The sequence below is a fragment of the Hyphomicrobium sp. genome, from assembly GCF_047600905.1.
In the GTDB taxonomy this organism is placed as follows: domain Bacteria; phylum Pseudomonadota; class Alphaproteobacteria; order Rhizobiales; family Hyphomicrobiaceae; genus Hyphomicrobium_B.
Genome location: NZ_JASGKD010000001.1, coordinates 2,387,548 through 2,404,826 on the forward strand (window position 1 = coordinate 2,387,548; position 17,279 = coordinate 2,404,826).

General features: G+C 62.0%; 13 protein-coding genes and 3 pseudogenes. 4 read left to right on the forward strand and 12 right to left on the reverse strand.

From position 1 onward, the window contains the following. Positions 1 to 5: 5 nt before the first annotated feature. The 4 genes from QM780_RS11490 to QM780_RS11505 form a co-directional block, all read right to left on the reverse strand. Positions 6 to 692 (reverse strand): molybdenum ABC transporter ATP-binding protein, encoded by a 687-nt coding sequence (locus tag QM780_RS11490; RefSeq protein WP_415070609.1) that lies wholly within the window; start codon positions 690 to 692, stop codon positions 6 to 8. After that, on the reverse strand, positions 689 to 1,387 hold the full coding sequence (gene modB, locus QM780_RS11495) for a molybdate ABC transporter permease subunit (protein ID WP_415070610.1): 699 nt from the start codon (positions 1,385 to 1,387) through the stop codon (positions 689 to 691). The genes QM780_RS11490 and modB overlap by 4 nt, the downstream gene beginning before the upstream one ends. Positions 1,388 to 1,423: 36 nt before the next feature. Further along, positions 1,424 to 2,233: a molybdate ABC transporter substrate-binding protein gene (gene modA / locus QM780_RS11500; RefSeq protein ID WP_415072023.1), complete on the reverse strand. Its 810-nt coding sequence runs from the start codon at positions 2,231 to 2,233 to the stop codon at positions 1,424 to 1,426. Between the two features lie 165 nt (positions 2,234 to 2,398). Next, positions 2,399 to 3,787 carry a PLP-dependent aminotransferase family protein gene (locus QM780_RS11505; protein ID WP_415070611.1) on the reverse strand — a complete coding sequence of 463 codons (1,389 nt, stop codon included), beginning with the start codon at positions 3,785 to 3,787 and terminating at the stop codon, positions 2,399 to 2,401. 251 nt (positions 3,788 to 4,038) lie between these two features. Between QM780_RS11505 and QM780_RS11510 the strand changes: the two genes are divergently transcribed. From QM780_RS11510 to recQ, 3 genes are all read left to right on the forward strand, one after another. Beyond that, positions 4,039 to 4,440, forward strand: coding sequence for a DUF983 domain-containing protein (locus QM780_RS11510; protein ID WP_415070612.1), 402 nt, complete (start codon positions 4,039 to 4,041; stop codon positions 4,438 to 4,440). 66 nt (positions 4,441 to 4,506) lie between these two features. Then, positions 4,507 to 5,157 (forward strand): pyroglutamyl-peptidase I, encoded by a 651-nt coding sequence (locus QM780_RS11515; RefSeq protein WP_415070613.1) that lies wholly within the window; start codon positions 4,507 to 4,509, stop codon positions 5,155 to 5,157. 318 nt (positions 5,158 to 5,475) lie between these two features. Beyond that, a complete protein-coding gene (gene recQ, locus QM780_RS11520; RefSeq protein ID WP_415070614.1) occupies positions 5,476 to 7,659 on the forward strand; it encodes a DNA helicase RecQ in 2,184 nt (727 codons plus the stop codon). A 167-nt stretch (positions 7,660 to 7,826) separates the two neighbouring features. On the opposite strand, the gene hisG is transcribed toward recQ, so the two are convergent. The 3 genes from hisG to hisS all read right to left on the reverse strand — a co-directional run bounded on the left by hisG (position 7,827) and on the right by hisS (position 11,445). Then, positions 7,827 to 8,549, reverse strand: coding sequence for an ATP phosphoribosyltransferase (gene hisG, locus QM780_RS11525; protein WP_415070615.1), 723 nt, complete (start codon positions 8,547 to 8,549; stop codon positions 7,827 to 7,829). Beyond that, positions 8,546 to 9,724, reverse strand: coding sequence for an ATP phosphoribosyltransferase regulatory subunit (locus QM780_RS11530; protein ID WP_415070616.1), 1,179 nt, complete (start codon positions 9,722 to 9,724; stop codon positions 8,546 to 8,548). Before QM780_RS11530 ends, hisG begins: the two co-directional genes overlap by 4 nt. Positions 9,725 to 9,861: 137 nt before the next feature. Then, complete coding sequence (gene hisS, locus QM780_RS11535; RefSeq protein WP_415070617.1) at positions 9,862 to 11,445, reverse strand: histidine--tRNA ligase; 1,584 nt, start codon at positions 11,443 to 11,445, stop codon at positions 9,862 to 9,864. Between the two features lie 181 nt (positions 11,446 to 11,626). Here hisS and QM780_RS11540 point away from each other — a divergent pair. Next, positions 11,627 to 11,770 (forward strand): annotated as a pseudogene (locus QM780_RS11540) (hypothetical protein); the annotation flags it as partial. On the opposite strand, the pseudogene QM780_RS11545 reads toward QM780_RS11540, so the two are convergent. From QM780_RS11545 to QM780_RS11565, 5 genes and pseudogenes are all read right to left on the reverse strand, one after another. Next, a pseudogene (locus tag QM780_RS11545) lies at positions 11,756 to 12,769 on the reverse strand (GNAT family N-acetyltransferase); the annotation flags it as partial. The pseudogenes QM780_RS11540 and QM780_RS11545 sit on opposite strands and share 15 nt — an antisense overlap. A 96-nt stretch (positions 12,770 to 12,865) precedes the next feature. Then, positions 12,866 to 13,633, reverse strand: coding sequence for an adenosylcobinamide-GDP ribazoletransferase (cobS, locus tag QM780_RS11550; protein ID WP_415070618.1), 768 nt, complete (start codon positions 13,631 to 13,633; stop codon positions 12,866 to 12,868). Continuing rightward, positions 13,630 to 14,676, reverse strand: a complete 1,047-nt coding sequence (gene cobT / locus QM780_RS11555) for a nicotinate-nucleotide--dimethylbenzimidazole phosphoribosyltransferase (RefSeq protein ID WP_415070619.1) — start codon at positions 14,674 to 14,676, stop codon at positions 13,630 to 13,632. The genes cobS and cobT overlap by 4 nt, the downstream gene beginning before the upstream one ends. Beyond that, positions 14,673 to 16,037, reverse strand: coding sequence for a glycolate oxidase subunit GlcF (glcF, locus tag QM780_RS11560; RefSeq protein WP_415072024.1), 1,365 nt, complete (start codon positions 16,035 to 16,037; stop codon positions 14,673 to 14,675). The genes cobT and glcF overlap by 4 nt, the downstream gene beginning before the upstream one ends. 882 nt (positions 16,038 to 16,919) lie before the next feature. Continuing rightward, positions 16,920 to 17,243: pseudogene (locus QM780_RS11565) on the reverse strand (FAD-binding protein); the annotation flags it as partial. Between the last annotated feature and the right edge of the window lie 36 nt (positions 17,244 to 17,279).

A 17,279-nucleotide genomic window follows, 5' to 3' on the forward strand; every position in this document is an offset into this window, starting at 1 on the left:
GCGTTTCAGCGGGACAGGACCTCGGCCGGGGTTCCGGCCCCGGTCACGCGGCCATCGACAATGCGTATGACGCGCGAGGCGAGCCTTTTTACTTCTTCGGTGTTGTGGGTTACCAGGACGATCGGCACCGAGAACTCGTCGCGGACACGCTCGATCAAGCTCATGATCTCCATGCGGCGGTCATCGTCGAGGCCGGTCATCGGCTCATCCATCAACAGGATGCGCGGCGACGCCAGCAATGCCCGTGCAATCGCGACGCGATGCTTCTCGCCGCCCGACAGCGTGGCGGGGCGGCGCTTCAAGAGATCACCGATGCCGAGCACGTCGACGATCACGTCCTGCGGCAGCGCGTCTTTTTCCCCGCGCTTGAACCATTGCCCGAACTTGATGTTCTGGCCGACCGTCAGATGCGGAAAAAGCTGGGCGTCCTGAAAAACAAAGCCGACCCGGCGAAGGTGAGGCGGCACGAAAATTCCGGAGTCGGTATCGGTCAGGACCTTACCGGTGACGACGATGCGGCCCCTGTCCGGACGGTTGACGCCGGCGATCATGTTCAGAACTGAGGTCTTTCCAGATCCGGAAGGCCCGAAGAGAGCCGTCAGCCGGCTATCGCTTTCGAAGGCGACATCGAGCGTGAAGCCGTTTCGCTTTTGGAATGCCCTGACGCTGAGCGCCCAGTCCTCACTCGTCATTCGAACACGGCGATGCGCTTCTGAATACGGCGGTTCAGGATCTCGGACACGATCAGCGCGAGCATTGCAATGGCGATTGAAACGCAGGCGAGCCGGAACGCCTGCCCCTCGCCGCCGGGAACCTGGGTGTAGGTGTAGATCGCCGAAGGAATGGTTTGCGTCTCGCCGGGGATGTTCGACACGAAGGTAATCGTCGCGCCGAATTCTCCCAGCGCTTTTGCAAAACACAATATGACGCCGACCAGAACGCCGGGAAGCGCGAGCGGCATCGTGACGAGCAGGAATGTCCACCACGCGTTCGCGCCGAGCGTCGAAGCCGCGGTTTCAAGCCGCCGATCGATTGCTTCGAACGACAGTCTGATCGCCCGAAGCATGAGCGGAAAGCCCATGACGCCGCACGCCAGCGCGGCACCCGTCCAGCGGAACGAGAACGTTATGCCGAAAAGGTCGTAAAGCTGCTTGCCGATCGGCCCATGCCGCCCAAACGTCAGCAGAAGAATGTAGCCGGTTACGACCGGCGGAAGCACAAGCGGCAGATGCAGCAGGCCATCGAGCACGACCTTTCCCGGAAAGCGCCATCTCGCCAAAACGTAGGCGAGAAACACGGCCGCCGGAAGCCCGACAAGCGTTCCGACGGTCGCGACCCGGAGGCTGAGTTCGATCGCCGTCCACTCATCGGGAGAAAAGCCAAGCACTTGAGCGTCCTTTGCTGACCTGCGGCGACCGTGCAGTTACTTGAAAACAGTAAATCCCTGCTTGGTGAACATCGCCTGGGCGTCTGGGGTCTTCAGATAATCGATGAACGCCTTTGCGGCATCGCCATTCTTCGTTTCAGCCAAAATGGCGATCGGATAGATGATCGGCGGATGGGAATCTTCGGGGAAAACGTCAACGATTTTGACTTTGGGTTCGGCGGCGGCATCCGTCTCGTAGACGATTCCGAGCGGCGCCTCGCCTTGCGCAACGAGGGCAAGAGCGGCACGGACGTTATCGGCCTGGGCGACTTTCGGCTCGACATCTTTCCAGACGCCGAGCTTCGTCAAAGCGGCCGACCCATATTTGCCGGCCGGGACCGACTTCACATTCGCCATCGCGATACGATTATCGCCGAGGGTGGCGGCGAGAGGAAAGCCGTCGCCAATTTTAAGTGAAACGTTGCTGTCCTTCGGCGCGATCAGGACGAGGCGGTTGCCGAGCAGGTTGAAACGCGTGTCGTCTTTGACGAGCTTCTTTTTATCAACATAGTCCATCCAATCCAGGTCGGCGGAGATGAAGATGTCGGCGGGCGCGCCCTGCTCGATCTGCTTTGCGAGCGCCGACGAGCCTGCATATGAAATGACGACCTTGTTGCCCGTGCTCTTTCCATAGGCGGCAGCCGCGCTGTCGAGCGCGTTCTTCAAACTTGCGGCGGCAAATATCGTAATTGTTGTCGTATCGGTTTTCTGCGCCTGCGCATCGACGACCAGAAGGGTCGACACCAGCATCAAGCCAGCGAGAGCGATACGCAAAGAAAACCGTGAGAGGAACGAGGCCGAGAGCATCAAGATCTACCTTGCTGTTAATTCGCGATATAGCCGCAAGGATATCTAGGCCGTCGGCGTTTGCAACTGGCCCGTTTGGCAGCACAAAACTGTTATGAAACGGACGCGTTCGGCGGGGCGAATGTTTACTATAGCAGACAGGCTATAGAGAGCAGCAGGTCGAAGCTAGACAATCGCCCTCACCCCCAGTGCGGGCTGCACAAGAAGATCCGCAACCTCCTTTAGCGCATCGACAAGAGCGTTGCGGTCGGGCGCGACGCCGAGGGACAGGCGCAACGCCTCGGGCTCGTCGGAGCCGGTCGCGAACACCGAGCTTGGAACGACGGAAATTCCCGCCCGCTTGGCATGGTCGGCAAAATCGGCGGCCCGCCAATGCGGCGGCATCTTCAGCCAGATATGATGGCCGCAGCTATCGGCCACGATATCGGCGTGACCGAGTTCCTTTGCCGCCAAACGCTGGCGGGCGATGTTTTCATCACGAATGGCGACCGTCAGATCATCGATGATGCCGGTTGAAATCCAACGCGAGGCTACGGCGGCGTTGATCGGCGGCACCATGAGATTGACGGCGCGAATGATGCCGGCGAGCCGCATCGCTAGGGCGGCGCCCGGCGTGACGACGTAGGCAATCCGGAGCGCCGGCGTCGCGCACTTCGACAATGTGGCGATATGCCATGTGATCTCAGGCGCGAGCGATGCGAACGGCGGCAGATGATCGACTTGAAGAACGGAATAAGGGTCATCCTCGATAATTATCACGCCGTGACGGCGCGCGATCGCAGCGAGCTCGCGGCGGCGGTCATCGGGCAGCGTCGCAGTCGTCGGATTGTCGATGGCCGGAATGACGTAGAGGGCTTTTGGCGGCCGTTGCCGGCAACAGGCTTCGAATGCTTGCGGCGTGATGCCTTTGTCATCCATCGCTAAGGACTGAAGCGTCAGGCCGAGTTGCTGGGTGACCGCTTTCAGTCCCGGATATGTGACGCAGCCGGCGGCAATGGCGTCGCCGCGCGTAAGAATGCAGGTGCAGATGGCGTAAAGTGCGCTTTGGGCGCCGCTGGTCAGGACGATCGACGAGGGCTTCACCTGATCGATCCGGCGCGACAGCCATACCGCTGCGGCGGCACGATCGGCATCGCTGCCGGTGCTTTCCTGATAGTGGAGGTTCAACATCCCGTGCTCTTCGGAAAGGATGTTGGCGATGGTTTCGGGGATGAGGCGCTTGAGGTTAGCGCTCGCCGGTTGGGAAGGAATGTTCATGCTGAGATCGACGGCCGGGGGCGCACTCAATCCCAGAATGCGGCTGTCGTCGATGCGCCGGCGAACGAATGTGCCGCGTCCGGCATTGGCTTCGACCAAACCACGCCGCCGCGCCTCATTGAAGGCGCGTGTGACGGTGGTGAGATCGACGTCAAGGACTTCGGCGATCGATCTTTGCGGCGGCAAGCGATCGCCGGGCTGAAGCCGGCCCTCTTTCAAATCCGTTTCGAGAGCTTCGACGATGCCGCGATATTTGAGCTGACTGCCGTCAACGATCCAAGGCTTCCACGCCGTCATTGCCGCCCATCCACCATCAAAACCCATACATTTCCTACCATTCTCCTATCTTGTATGGAAGAACAAGTTTCTGATGACTGATAGATTTTGCCGTTCACTCTCATCGCTCCATCGGAAAATAGCATAATATATTGAAATAACGGGATATATATCGTTGTTATGAATATCCATACATTTTGCTGGTGACAGACCTCGCAACCATACAATAAACATACATAGTGGAGCAGCCTCAGCAAAAAGGACATCGGGCGATGTGTGCGGAACATAAGTGGCCGGAGCTTCCTCCCTCGAAAACCGGGGTGTGGGGCCTTTGTCCGCGCTGCGGAAAGGGCAAGATGTTCGACGGCTTCCTGAAGCTAAAGACGTCGTGCCCGGTGTGCGGTTTGGATTTCTCATTCGCTGATCCGGCCGACGGCCCTGCATTCTTCGTCGAGTGCTTTGCCTGCATCCCGAGCGCACTATTCGCGGTCTGGCTGGAGGTCGCGCATTCGCCGCCGTTCTGGGTGCATCTCATCACCAGTCTGCCGCTCATCCTGTTGACGTGCATTCCGCCGCTTCGGCCGCTCAAGGGGTGGCTGGTCGCGGCGCAGTACTTCAACAAGGCCGAGGAAGGGCGGCTCGTATTCGATAAAAAGCCGCCAGCCGCTTCGTAGCGGCTTCGCGAAGCCTGTGTTGGTGAGGATCTTCAACACAGGGTGTGAGGCGTTATATTTCACTCGATGGTTGACAAAGCCGATATTCGCCCGACCGTGCTGCTAACCGGCTTCGGGCCGTTTCCCGGCGTTCCGGTGAATGCGTCCGGAGAACTTGTCCGGCGACTTGTCCGGATTGCGCGCCGGGAGTTTCCCAACGTTCGCTTCGTTGCGGCCGTGCTGCCGACCGAATGGGGCCGCGCGCCCCGCCGCATTGCGGCGCTGCATGCGCGATATCATCCGGTCCTCGCTCTTCATTTCGGCGTTGCGAGCGGTTTGCAGTGCGTTCGACTCGAAACGACGGGGCGCAATGCTCTTCGTGCATCACCGGATGCCGCGGGAGTGTTGCCGGCGGACGAACTGCTATGTCCGGATGGCCTTGCCGAACGCCGGGCGACCATCGACATTCCTCGAATTTCACGCGCGCTCGAAGCACGCGGATGGCCGTGCTCGTCGTCCGACGATGCAGGCGGCTATCTGTGCAACGCAGCGCTCTATCAATCGCTCGCATGCGCGGAACACCATGGCGGTTCGGTCGGGTTCGTGCACATTCCCGCTGATCTGTCTCAATCACCGCTTGCAATGAAGCGAGGCGTCGAGACGGCGCTCGAAATTGTTCGTGCCGCGCTCGGTCCCAAGACGGAAACAGCGGAGGCACCGGCGTTGACCGGACCATAGTCGCGACGATTTTTTTGGGGAATTGATTGGCTGCGGCCCGGCCAAGCGGGGAAGACGGGGGGAGGTCTTGGCTCGGCCGGGCTCAGCAGCATCTGGTGCGCACGGGGGGAGGTGTCATCACCAGCTTGAGCAACACCTTATCGGGGAGAAGATGAACTCATTCTGAACGTGAGGTTAAAAAGCCGCAACGTTGCCGGTTCAGCGAAAGCTATCAATGAAATCAACGGGTTTTTGGTGTTGCACGGGCGCCTTTGAGGGACCGCCGGAGCGAATCAGATTAGCTTCCGGGCTTTCGATGTCCTGCGCATAGGAAATCCAATGCCGGCACGCGCCGCGCCGCTTTCGCTGCCTTTTGCGCCCGGTGCTGCCGATCAGATGGACGCGGCGCGGGCGACGCTCGAAAACATCTTCGGGTACAAGGGTTTCCGCTCGCACCAGAGCGACATCATCGCGACGCTGCTCGGCGGTCGAGATTGTCTCGCGCTGATGCCGACGGGCGGCGGCAAATCGCTCTGCTATCAGATCCCGGCGCTCGTTCGCCCCGGCACTGGCATCGTGATTTCACCGCTCATCGCGCTGATGCAGGATCAGGTCGATGCGCTGTGTGATGTTGGCGTCAAGGCCGCCTTCCTGAACTCGACGCAGGATCGCGCCACGCAGGATCGCATCGAGAGGGAATTCGCGGGCGGCGCGCTCGATCTGCTCTACGTCGCGCCGGAACGGCTGGTGCAGGAGCGCACGCTGAACCTGTTCGAGCGCAACGACATTGCTATCTTCGCAATCGACGAGGCCCATTGCGTGTCGCAGTGGGGCCATGACTTCCGCCCGGAATATCGCCAGCTCAAGATTCTGGCGCAGCGCTTTCCCAATGTGCCGCGCGTGGCGCTGACCGCTACGGCGGATGAGAGAACGCGGCAGGACATCGTCTCAGAGCTGTCGCTCGAAAACGCCGCGACGTTCATCGCGAGCTTCGACCGTCCGAATATCCGTTACACCATCGCGGAGTTGGGCAGCGTCAGCGCACGCGAACGGTTGTGGCAGTTCATCGAGAGCGAACATCCGGCGGACGCCGGCATCGTCTATTGCCTGTCGCGCAAGTCTGTCGAGGAAACGGCGGCGTGGCTATCGTCGAAGGGGCGCAAGGCGCTCGCATATCACGCCGGGCTCGATGCGCCGCTGCGCGCGGCGGCGCAATCCAAGTTCCTGACAGAAGACGGCCTCATCATCGTCGCAACGATCGCGTTCGGCATGGGCATCGACAAGCCGGACGTTCGTTTCGTCGCGCATTTGAATCTGCCGAAATCCATCGAGTCCTACTACCAGGAGACGGGGCGCGCGGGGCGCGACGGCGAGCCGGCAAATGCGTGGATGGCGTACGGTTTCCAGGACATCGTGCAGCTTCGGCAATGGATCAACCAATCCGACGGGTCGGAAGCGTTCAAGAAGGTACAGCGGCAGAAGCTCGACGCGCTGATCGGGCTCGCCGAAATGCCGGGATGTCGGCGACAGGCGCTGCTGTCCTATTTCGGCGAGACGCGCGCCGAGCCGTGCGGGAATTGCGACAACTGCCTCAGTCCGCCCCATACGGAAGACGGCACCGTGCTGGCACAGAAAGCGCTTTCCGCTGTTTATCGAACCGAGCAGCGTTTTGGCGTGACGTATCTCGTCGACGTTCTGATGGGCGTCGCGGACGAGCGCATCATCAGGAACGGCCATGATCGGCTGTCCGTCTACGGGATCGGCCGGGATGTGGCGCAGGCGACGTGGAAAGGTCTGTTCCGGCAACTGACGGCGCTCGGCTATCTTTCCATCGACCAGGAAGGCATGGGATCGCTGGAGCTGACGGATCGGGCGCGCCCGCTGCTTCGCGGCGAAGAGCGCTTTCTGCTGCGGGTGGCCCGCCACGCCGCCAAGCCCTCACGGCGCTCGGCGTCGGCAGCGCCGAAAGTCGCGCGCGAAAATCAGCCGCTGTTTGATGCCCTTCGCGCGGCCCGGCAGAAACTCGCCGCCGCCGCGAAGCTTCCGCCCTATGTCGTGGCGCAGGACAAAACGCTGATCGAGCTTTCCGAAAAGCGGCCGACGAGCGAAAACGCGCTGCACGACATTATCGGTCTCGGGGCCAGCAAGATCGCGCGGTATGGCGCGGCGTTCCTGGACGTGATCTCGCAATTCAAGAAGCATCCGGCGCTCAACAACCGTTTGTCGGCGACGGTCAACGTGACGCTGGCGGCGCATCTGCGTGGGCTCGATGCCGAAGCGATCGCGGCGGAACGCGGGATCGAAGCCTCGACCGTTTATGGCCATCTGGCGGAAGCGATCGAGGCGGGCATCATCACCGCGGACGACGCGCTGAAGCTCGATCCGGCGGAACGGGATGAGATCGAAGCGGCGTTCGAGCGCTGCGAGACGCGCGATACGGGCAAGCTCGGCCCGGCATTCGCGGCGCTCGATGGCCGTTATGACTACGGCATCCTCAAGTGCCAGCTCGCCGATAGCGTGTGAGTCTTACGCGAAGCGCACCGAATATAAACGTCATGCCGACGAAGAGCCTGCCCCGCAAAGGCCGGGGTCGGCACCCAGACAATTGTCAATAGGCGCGATGTCGAAGGTTGACTGGATCCCCGGCCTTCGCCGGGATGACGGTATTGGGAAGCGGGTGCGCAGGCGTGTTAGCGCGCTGCCACTTTCGCGGGGACGGAAGCCGAGAGCTTGGAGGTCAGTTCGCTGCACAAAGCTTCGAGTTCCGGCGTCCATTGTGCGGAGTTGGTCGCGAACAAGTTCGCCTGCGATTTCAAAATCACACCATCGTCGAGAATCTTGAGGCCATTGGCGCGCAAGGTTTCGCCGGTCGTCGTGATATCAACAATCAGCTCGGCCGTTCCGGATGAGGGCGCGCCTTCGGTCGCGCCCGCGCTTTCGATGATGCGATAATCGCCGAAGCCTTTCGAGCCGAAGAAGCGACGCGTCAGATTGATGTACTTCGTCGCGACGCGCGGCCAGCGGCCGTGCTGGCGGCGAAACGGAATGGCGATTTCTTCCAGATCGGCGACGGTCGACACATCGAGCCAGCACGTCGGCACGGCGACGACGACGTCGGCATAACCAAAGCCCAGCTTTTGCAGGAAGCGAATGCGCGTCGCGGCATCGGAGATGTTTTCGCGGATCATGTCTTCGCCGGTGATGCCGAGATGGACGCTACCGGACTTCAAAGCCTCGGCGATTTCGCCGGACGATACGTAGGCGACGTCGATGCCCGGCAGGCCTTCGATCTCGCCGCGGTAGCCGCGGACGTGGCCGACCTTGCGCACCACAAGCCCGGCGCGCGCGAACATGTCGGTCGTCTGATCCATCAGACGGCCCTTGGATGGAATGGCGAGCGTCAGCCTGCTCATCGCGACTTGCCTCCGACCGCCGCCAACAGGCGCTCCGAATGGATGGCCGCGCCGACGGCGGCAACGTCGACGTCCGATCCGGCGGCACGCAGCAGGCCGTCGTAGCGACCTCCTCCGGCGATCGGGCTTTTGGCGCCGAGGGAAGCTGCGTTCACCTCGAAGACCAAGCCGGTGTAATAGGCGAGCGTGCGTCCGAACTCGGCCGAGAACGTCACGCGTTCGAGATCGATACCGGCGTTGGCGAGGAGTGCCAGTCGGCGGTCATAGGTTTCGAGCGCATAGCCCGAGCCATTGGGAGCGCCCTTGATCAGCGCCGAAATCTTTTCGCCTGCCGTGATCGCGGGGCCGGAGACGCCGATGTAGCGTTCGATCAGCTCGATGGCGCGGCTATCGAGAGGGGCCTCCTTGGCATCCTCGGCGATATCGACGAGGTGCGCGGTGATGTCGGAGAGCGAGCGCGTGCCGATCAGGTCGATCGCCTCTTCCTCGAGATAGACGGCGACGGCGGCTTCGCTGGCCTCAACGTCATCGCGCCGAAGGGACGACAGAAGTTCCTGCGGAATGCTCGAAGACGGCGGCCGGACGCCGGTGGCGAAACCCTTCAATGCCTCGCGGAAAGAGAGCGGGCGTAGAAACGCATCATCCAAACGCTTCTTCCAATTGAGCGAGACGCCGGTGGCATCGAGCACGCTCGAGAACAGGCCGAGATCGCCGAGGCGCAGCGTCCAATCCTTGAAGCCGACCTTCTCGATGGCCTTGATGATGATGGCGACCGTTTCGGCTTCGGCCGCTTCGCGTGATTTGTCGCTGAAGCGTTCGATGCCGGCCTGGCGAAATTCGCGCGGGTGATCGGCGGTGGCGCCTTGCGGCTGAAATCGAAACGCGGGGCCATTGTAGCAATAACGCGCGGGCGTCGCCGGGTCAGCGTGGCGTTCGAGGTGGAGACGGCAGGTCGGAACGGTGATGTCGGGGCGCAGGCAAAGCTCGGCGCCGTCTTGATCGGTGAAGACGTAGGTGCGCGCGCGCAAGCTCTCGCCGATGACGTCGAGGAAGACGTCGGCGGGCTGGATGATGGCGGGCGCGACGGCGTCGTAGCCGGCTTTGGTGAAAACCGACATGATCGTCTGCGCCTGGGATGCCAGCGCTTCGAGATTGAGGACCGTCTCAGCGGTCATTTTCTTTTCATCTCCCTCTCCCCATCGCCCTGCCGCGATGGGGAGAGGGTCGGGGTGAGGGGCCGCAACGCGCTTGCTGCTGCCCCTCACCCTAACCCTCTCCCCGCAGACGGGGAGAGGGGATCAGTATGATCATCTCACGCTTGGTGACGCTTGATGAGGTTGTGAACTTCCTGCACGAGGTGACTTTCAGAAACGGAGAACTGCGCCGGTCGCGCTTCCTTCCATTCCTTGTTGTCCTTGATCGCGGCGGCGGCTTTCGCGCCTTCGATCAAATCCTTGATCGTGACTTCGCCCTTGGCGCGCTCGTCCGATCCCTGGATGATGACGCACGGGCTGTTGCGCTTGTCGGCGTATTTCATCTGCGCCTTCATGCCCGACGAGCCCAAGTACATTTCGGCGCGGATGCCGGCGTTACGCAGCGCCTGCGTCATTTTCTGATAGGTCGCGACCTCGCCCTTATCCATGACGAGGACGACGACTGGGCCGAGGGCTTGCGTCTTCTTGTCGTTGATGAGCGAGAGCGCGGCCTGCAGGCGCGAGACGCCGATAGAGAAGCCGGTGGCGGGGACTTTCTCTCCGGTGAAGCGGGCGACGAGATCGTCGTAGCGGCCGCCACCGCCGACGGAACCGAAGCGGACGGGTTTGCCGTCGTCGCCTTTGACTTCGAACGTCAGCTCGGCTTCGAAGACGGGGCCGGTGTAGTATTCGAGGCCGCGGACGACAGACACATCAAGCTTTATGCGTTTCGTGCCGTAACCGGCTGCACGCACAAGAGATGAGATCTGACGAAGCTCCTCTATTCCTTCCAACGCCGTGGCGCTGCCAGCAAAGATCGTCGCATAGGTATCAAGAAAACGAGGATGCGCCCACACAAATTGGTTGCCGGTATCTGAAGTGAAAATCTTATCATCATCAGAAGCTGGATCTGTAGCGTGCTTTGCGAGAAAGAAATCCTGTGATCCGGTTTCTTGATGCGCATAAAGCTTTTCAAGAATCTCGATCTGACCAGATGAAAGCCCAGCGCCTTTTGTGAAGTCGCCACTTTCGTCAGTCCGACCATTTCCCAGCAGCTGGCGGACGCCGTCAACTCCCAGGCGATCCAATTTGTCTATCGCACGCATGACTATCAATCGGCGAGCTGTATTTTCTTCGCCTTGAAGACCGATTGTCTCCATCGCGCCGTCCAATATCTTGCGATTATTGACCTTGATGACGTACTGGCCGCGCTTCACGCCGAGCGCTTCGAGCGTGTCGGCGGCGAGCATGCACATCTCGGCGTCGGCGGCGACGCTTTCGGCGCCCACGGTGTCGGCGTCGAACTGCATGAACTGGCGGAAGCGTCCGGGGCCCGGCTTCTCGTTGCGGTAGACGTTGCCGAAGGCGTAGCGGCGGAACGGCTTCGGCAAGGTCTGGAAATTCTGCGCGACGTAGCGGGCAAGCGGTGCGGTCAAATCATAGCGCAGGCTCATCCATTGCTCGTCCTCGTCCTGGAACGAGAAAACGCCGGCGTTTGGGCGGTCCTGGTCGGGCAGGAACTTGCCCAGCGCATCGGTGTATTCGATGGCGGGCGTTTCGAGGGCTTCGAAGCCGTAGCGCTCGTAAACCTCGCGGATCTTTCCCGTCATGTCGTTCAGCGCCTTGAGTTCGGGCGCCTCGATGTCGCGAAAACCCTTCGCGAGGCGCGCTTCGGGGCGCGAATTGGTATTTTGCTTGGACATGACGAGATCGGATAACCGGGCCGCAAATAAAAAAGTTGCCGAGACACCCTGCGGGGCGTCCGGCGCGAGAGCCCGCCTTATATCGGATCGACCGGCATGAGGAAAGTCGGGCGAAATCGCCCACGAAGCAGCCCATCTCTCAATCGAAACGGGGTATCGCTTTCTTCAAGACGGCGCGGAGATGTCGACTGGCGCGAAGGTGAACGGCGACCTCGTGCGCGAGGGCAGTCGGCAGGGCGGCGATATCCTGGGCGATGACCAGATCGTAGAGCGGGACTTCTTCGGTGCCGAAGCCGTGTTTCAGCGGATTGGAGTTAACGCCGAGGTCGAAGGACGTCACGCCGCGCTCGATCAGGTGCTTTACGACCTCCAGAACCACCAGCCGTCCCGGCGAGAGATTGCTCCATTGCTCCCCAGCGGTCGAGACGGCGAGCAGGCGGAAGGTGCCGGCGTGAACGAGGCCAAAAAGGGTCGCGACGACCCTGCCGCCCGCTTCGAGGGCGAAAAGAGACGTGAGGCCGACGTCAGCGCCGTCGATGGCCAAGCGTTCGTAAAACGTGCGACAGGCCGGGTCGGCGAGTACATCTGGTGTCCCGCGCGCGGCGTGCCAGACAGCCTGCTGTTCTTCCAGCGTGGCGAACACATGGGCGATCTCATCGTCGGTGGTGGCGCGATAGAGCCGCGGGGAACCTTCAGCCTGCCAAAGCCGGCGGGTGCGCTCAAAATCCTTGCGGTACTTCTTGCCTATGCTTCGCAGATAATCCTCGAAACTGCCGGGGACAAACAGGCGATTGCCGCTGGCGCGCGAACTGGCACTTCCGAAGAGGGCGAGAAGAGGATTGGGCCGGTCGCCGATCTCGGCGGGCATGCGCTCGAAGCGGACGAGATCGACATCGCGCATCGCCGAGCGGACCGCTCGCCAGGCTCGGCGCATTGAGGACGCGTCGCGAAGTGGCGTACGGCCCAAAAGCGGAATGCCATAGCCCGCGACGCCCAGGTCGGCCAATCGCGCGACGCGCAGATGGCCTTCCTTGACGATGACAAGCGGCAACGCGAGCACAACCTCGCCGCTCGTGCCGCCGGTTACGACGACAAGACGCGGCAGCGCGTGGCGGGCGGGCGCCAGTTCTTCATAGAAGACGGTCAGCCAGTCGATGGTCGGAAAAGCGGGAGAGGCGAGATCGTTTTCGATGGCTTCGAACGCGGTGAGCGCTTCGTCGGCGCCGTCGAAGATTTCGGCAACGAAGCGACGGTCGCGAGATGTCGGTCGCGCCGAATCTTCGGCATCCGCAAGGATGTCATTGCCCGTTTCCGCTGTCGCCATACGCACACACTCAACTGGCTCCGGGGCGAACTTCTACTCCCGGTGAGGTGATATTGCGACGAAACGAATGAGATTCAATGCAAACTTTATGCAGATTTATCCCGGACCGGCGATCATCGCGGCGGCGACGGCGATAAACGTCACTTCGTAGATTTGCTCGACGGCACCCAAAACGTCGCCGGTGTAGCCTCCGATCTTTTTGCGCGCGATCAAGGCGATAACGGCGGCAGCGAGAACGGCAGCGATCGTCGCGACGACGAAGACCAGCATGCCGAGCGCAAAAAACCCGGCGAGCACCGCGAATGCGAGCGCCAAGCCAAGCTCCTTCGCCGTCATGAGGGCGGGCGCACGGCTGACTTTGACGTTGTCGCCGCCCGCGTAGGGCAGCGCCGTCATTGCAGCGACGGCAGCGAAACGCCCTCCGGCATAAGCGGCGATCAGCACGCGTGCGATGGAGATCGGATCGATCGCGGCGAGCGAGGCAGCTTTCAGCGCCAGCACGACGATGAGAGCGAGCGCACCGTATATGCCGATGCGGCTATCCTTCATGATTTCGAGGCAGCGTTCGCGGCTGCCTCCGCCGCCGAACGCATCAAGAGTGTCAGCCAAGCCGTCCTCGTGCAGTGCGCCGGTCAGCAGAAGCGAAGCGGCAAGACCTATGACCACGGGAACCGGGGCGGGAAAGAAAAGGAACGAGGCAATAACGAGCAGTCCGACGACGGCGCCGATCAGCGCGCCGACGAGGGGCATGTATTTCGACGAACGCGGCAGCCAATCATCAGGAAAAGGATCGATCGCCGTGATGCGGATGCGCGTCAGAAATTGCAGAGCGATGAGGAAGAGCCGCGCCTCATTGGCGATCATACGGGATGTTCACCCGGGAGATCGGCCATCTCGCGCAACATCAGCTCGGCGGCGCGAACGATCGGAACCGCGAGCGCGGCGCCGGTGCCTTCGCCAAGCCGCATCTCAAGTTCGAGCAGCGGCTTTACGTGCAGATGACGGAGCAGCGCGGCATGGCCCGGCTCGGCCGAACAATGAGCGAAGACGCAATTGTCGAGGGTTCCTGGATGGAGTGCTTCGGCGGCGATGGCGCCGGCGGTCGAGATGAAGCCGTCGACGACGATGACGCGACCGGCCTGAGCCGCGGCCGTCATCGCGCCGGCCATCATCACGATCTCGAAGCCGCCGAACTGACGGAGGACTTCGAACGTGCGCCCTGCCTCCGTTGACGGTGCAATGGCGGCGCGGGCGAGCGTCTCTTTCAGAACCTGATACTTGTGATCGAGGCCGAGCGCAGGAGCACCCGCGCCCGGGCCGACAAGGGTTTTGAGTTCAATGCCGGTCAGCGCGTGAGCGATCAGCGACGCGGCGCTGGTGTTGCCGATGCCGATCTCGCCGTAGCCGATGATGCCGACGTTTTCAGCGCCAAGGCGCGCATCGAGGATGCGGCCGGCATCCAGCGCAGCCGTGCATTCCTCGACCGACATCGCGGGTTCGCGACGGGCGTTCTTCGTGCCCGGTCCGATGCGGCGATCGATCAGGGCATCATGCGGCGGGAGCGCCTCGAGAAGCCCGGCATCGACGAGTTCGACGCCGACACCGGCGGCGCGGGCCAGGACGTTGACGCCCGCTGTCCCGGCAAGAACGAATTTCGCGATCTCGCGCGAGACGACGGATGGATAGGCTGTGACGCCTTCAGCGGTGATGCCGTGGTCGCCGGCAAAGACGAGAATTTTCGCGAGGCCGAGATCGGGCCTGGTCGAACCTGCGATCAGGCCGATCTGGACGGCGAGTTCCTCAAGCCGTCCAAGCGAACCGATGGGCTTGGCTTTGCCGCGGATGAAGGCCTTGAGTTGGTCCGCGAGCAAGGCGCGGGACTTCGTGACTTCGCGAGCGATTGTCATGCGCTAATAAAATCCTCAACGCTATTCTTCGGCTGCGGAACGTCGGTGGAATACTTTTCGAGCGCTTCGAGCCCGGGTGGAACCGGACCGCCGTGCGCCCAATCGAGCAGTTCGATCGTGTGCACCACTGGGACCTCAAGCGCCGAGCCAAGCTGCGTGATGCATCCGATGTTGCCGGCGGCAACGATGTCGGGCCTCAGCGACTTGATATTTGCGGCTTTTCGATCCCTCAGGGCACCTGCTATCTCGGGCTGGACGATATTGTATATGCCGGCCGAGCCGCAACACAGATGCGACTCGGGGACGTCGAGCACGGTAAATCCGGCCTTCTTGAGCAGGGCTTTCGGCTGCACCGACACGCGCTGGCCGTGCTGGAGCGAGCAGGCGGCATGATAGGCGACCTTGAGGCTCGACCAGCGTTTCGGCGCGCCGATATCGTACTGATCGAGAAATTCCGTCACGTCCTTCGCCATCGACGAGATGGTTTTGGCGCGTTCGGCATAATCGGGATCGTGCTTCAGCAGATGGCCGTAATCCTTGACGGTCGTGCCGCAGCCGGACGTGTTGATGATGATGGCATCGACGCCGCCCTTGGCGATTTCCTTGCTCCAGGCATCGACATTGACCTTGGCGGCGGCGATCGCCTGATCTTCCTGGCCGATGTGCTGGCTCAAGGCACCGCAGCAGCCGGCCCCGGCCGAGACGATGACGTCGATGCCGCCGCGGGCAAAGATGCGGATCGTTGCGTCGTTGATGTCGGGCCGCAGGACCTGCTGCGCGCAGCCGGCGAGCATGATGACGCGTCCGGTGCGAACGCCGGTCGGCGACGCCGTGCCCGGGCCACGGAAGCGCCCGGTATTCGGCTTATGTGCCGGTGCGAGTTCGGCCATGGCGGCAAGCTCGGGAAAATTCAAAGCTCGCAGCGTCGGCGCCATGCGGCGGCCAAGCGGAGCAGCACGAAGGGCCCAGCGGAAGCGGCGTGGATGCGGCACGATCTGCGTCAACGCTCGGCGAATGATGCGATCCTTGAAGCTGCGGCGGCCCGTCGCTTCGATGTGCTTTCGCGCTACCTCGACCAAATGCATGTAATCGACGCCCGACGGGCAGGTCGTCATGCAGGAGAAGCAGGAGAGGCAGCGATCGATGTGGGTCGCGATCTCGGGTTTGGCGTCGAGGCCTTTCTCGAGCATGTCCTTGATGGCGTAGATGCGGCCGCGCGGGCTGTCGCGCTCATCGCCGAGCACAACATAGGTCGGGCATGTCGCCGTGCACAGGCCGCAGTGGACGCAGCGGCGAAGGATGCGCTCGGCCTCCTTGACGTCAGGATCGTTCAACTGTTCTGGCGAAAAATTTGTTTGCATTGCGCCTGGCTGCCGGGCTTCAGATTCTAAAAATTGGCGTACATGCGCCCGCGATTGAAAATGCCGCTCGGATCGAACGCCGACTTGATGCCGCGTGTCAATCGTTCGATCTCGGGCTTTAGCGGTTCGAAGACGTCGACGCTGCTGCGCACCTCGGGCTCGGCGCGGATCAGGGTTGCGTGGCCACCGCGAACGGCAACCGCGCGTCGGACATCCGCAGCTCCGGCATCGGCGGCGGCAGGCACTTCCAGCCAAATCAAGCCGCCCGCCCAATCGTAGAATGCGGCGGCGTGCATGAACTTCTGAATGGCGAATACGATCTCGGCGGCCTTGGTCGGCAGCGTCGCAATGCGCCAAAGGCTCGTTTCCGTTGAAAACGGCATCAGCGACAGCGAGCGAAATTCGGCCCAGAGGCCGAATGAATCCTCGGAATCGAGTTCGACCGGCGTGCCGTAGAACTCTGAGCGCCGCCTTGAGCTTCTGCTTGCGCTCTTCGATGGCGGTCGCGAACGTTTCGAGGCGCAGCAGCGTCAGCGGCTGATCAATTCCCCTGAGCTTCGGCGTTCTGAGGCGCGCGGCACAATTCCTTGGCAGATGGACCGCGCCTGAAACCTCGAGCGGCGTTCGCATCGCCAGGCTCAATGCTTCGAGCGCAAGATCATCTGGAAGGCCTGCGAAGGCGAGCGTCTGCATGGTTTGCGGCAGCGGCGCGACCTTGAACGTCACTTCCGACATGACCGCCAGCGTGCCCCAACTGCCCGTCAATCCGCGCGCGACATCGAGCCCTGTCACGTTCTTCATGACGCGGCCGCCGGATTTGAAAAGTTCGGCCCGGCCATTGATGCCACGCACGCCGAGAAGGTTGTCGCGGGCGCTGCCTGCCGAGATGCGGCGCGAGCCGGAAAAATTCGTCGCAAAGACACCGCCGATCGAAAGGGCGCCGCCGGGCGCGCCTGTGGTTGGCCCGAGATCGACCGGCTCGAATGCCAGCATCTGGCCCCTGGCGGCGAGCACGGCTTCGATTTCGTAAAGCGGCGTCCCGGCGCGCGCAGACATGACAAGCTCGGTCGGCTCGTAGAGCGTGATGCCTTTGAGGCCCGAGGTCGACAGCACGACGTCCGATTTCACGACGCGTCCGGTATTACGCAGTGCGCCATGGCCGACGACCTCCATGCCGCGCTTCTCGCGCGCGAGCTTGGCGATCATCGATTGCAATTCCCACTCTGCGGCGGGACGCCAAAG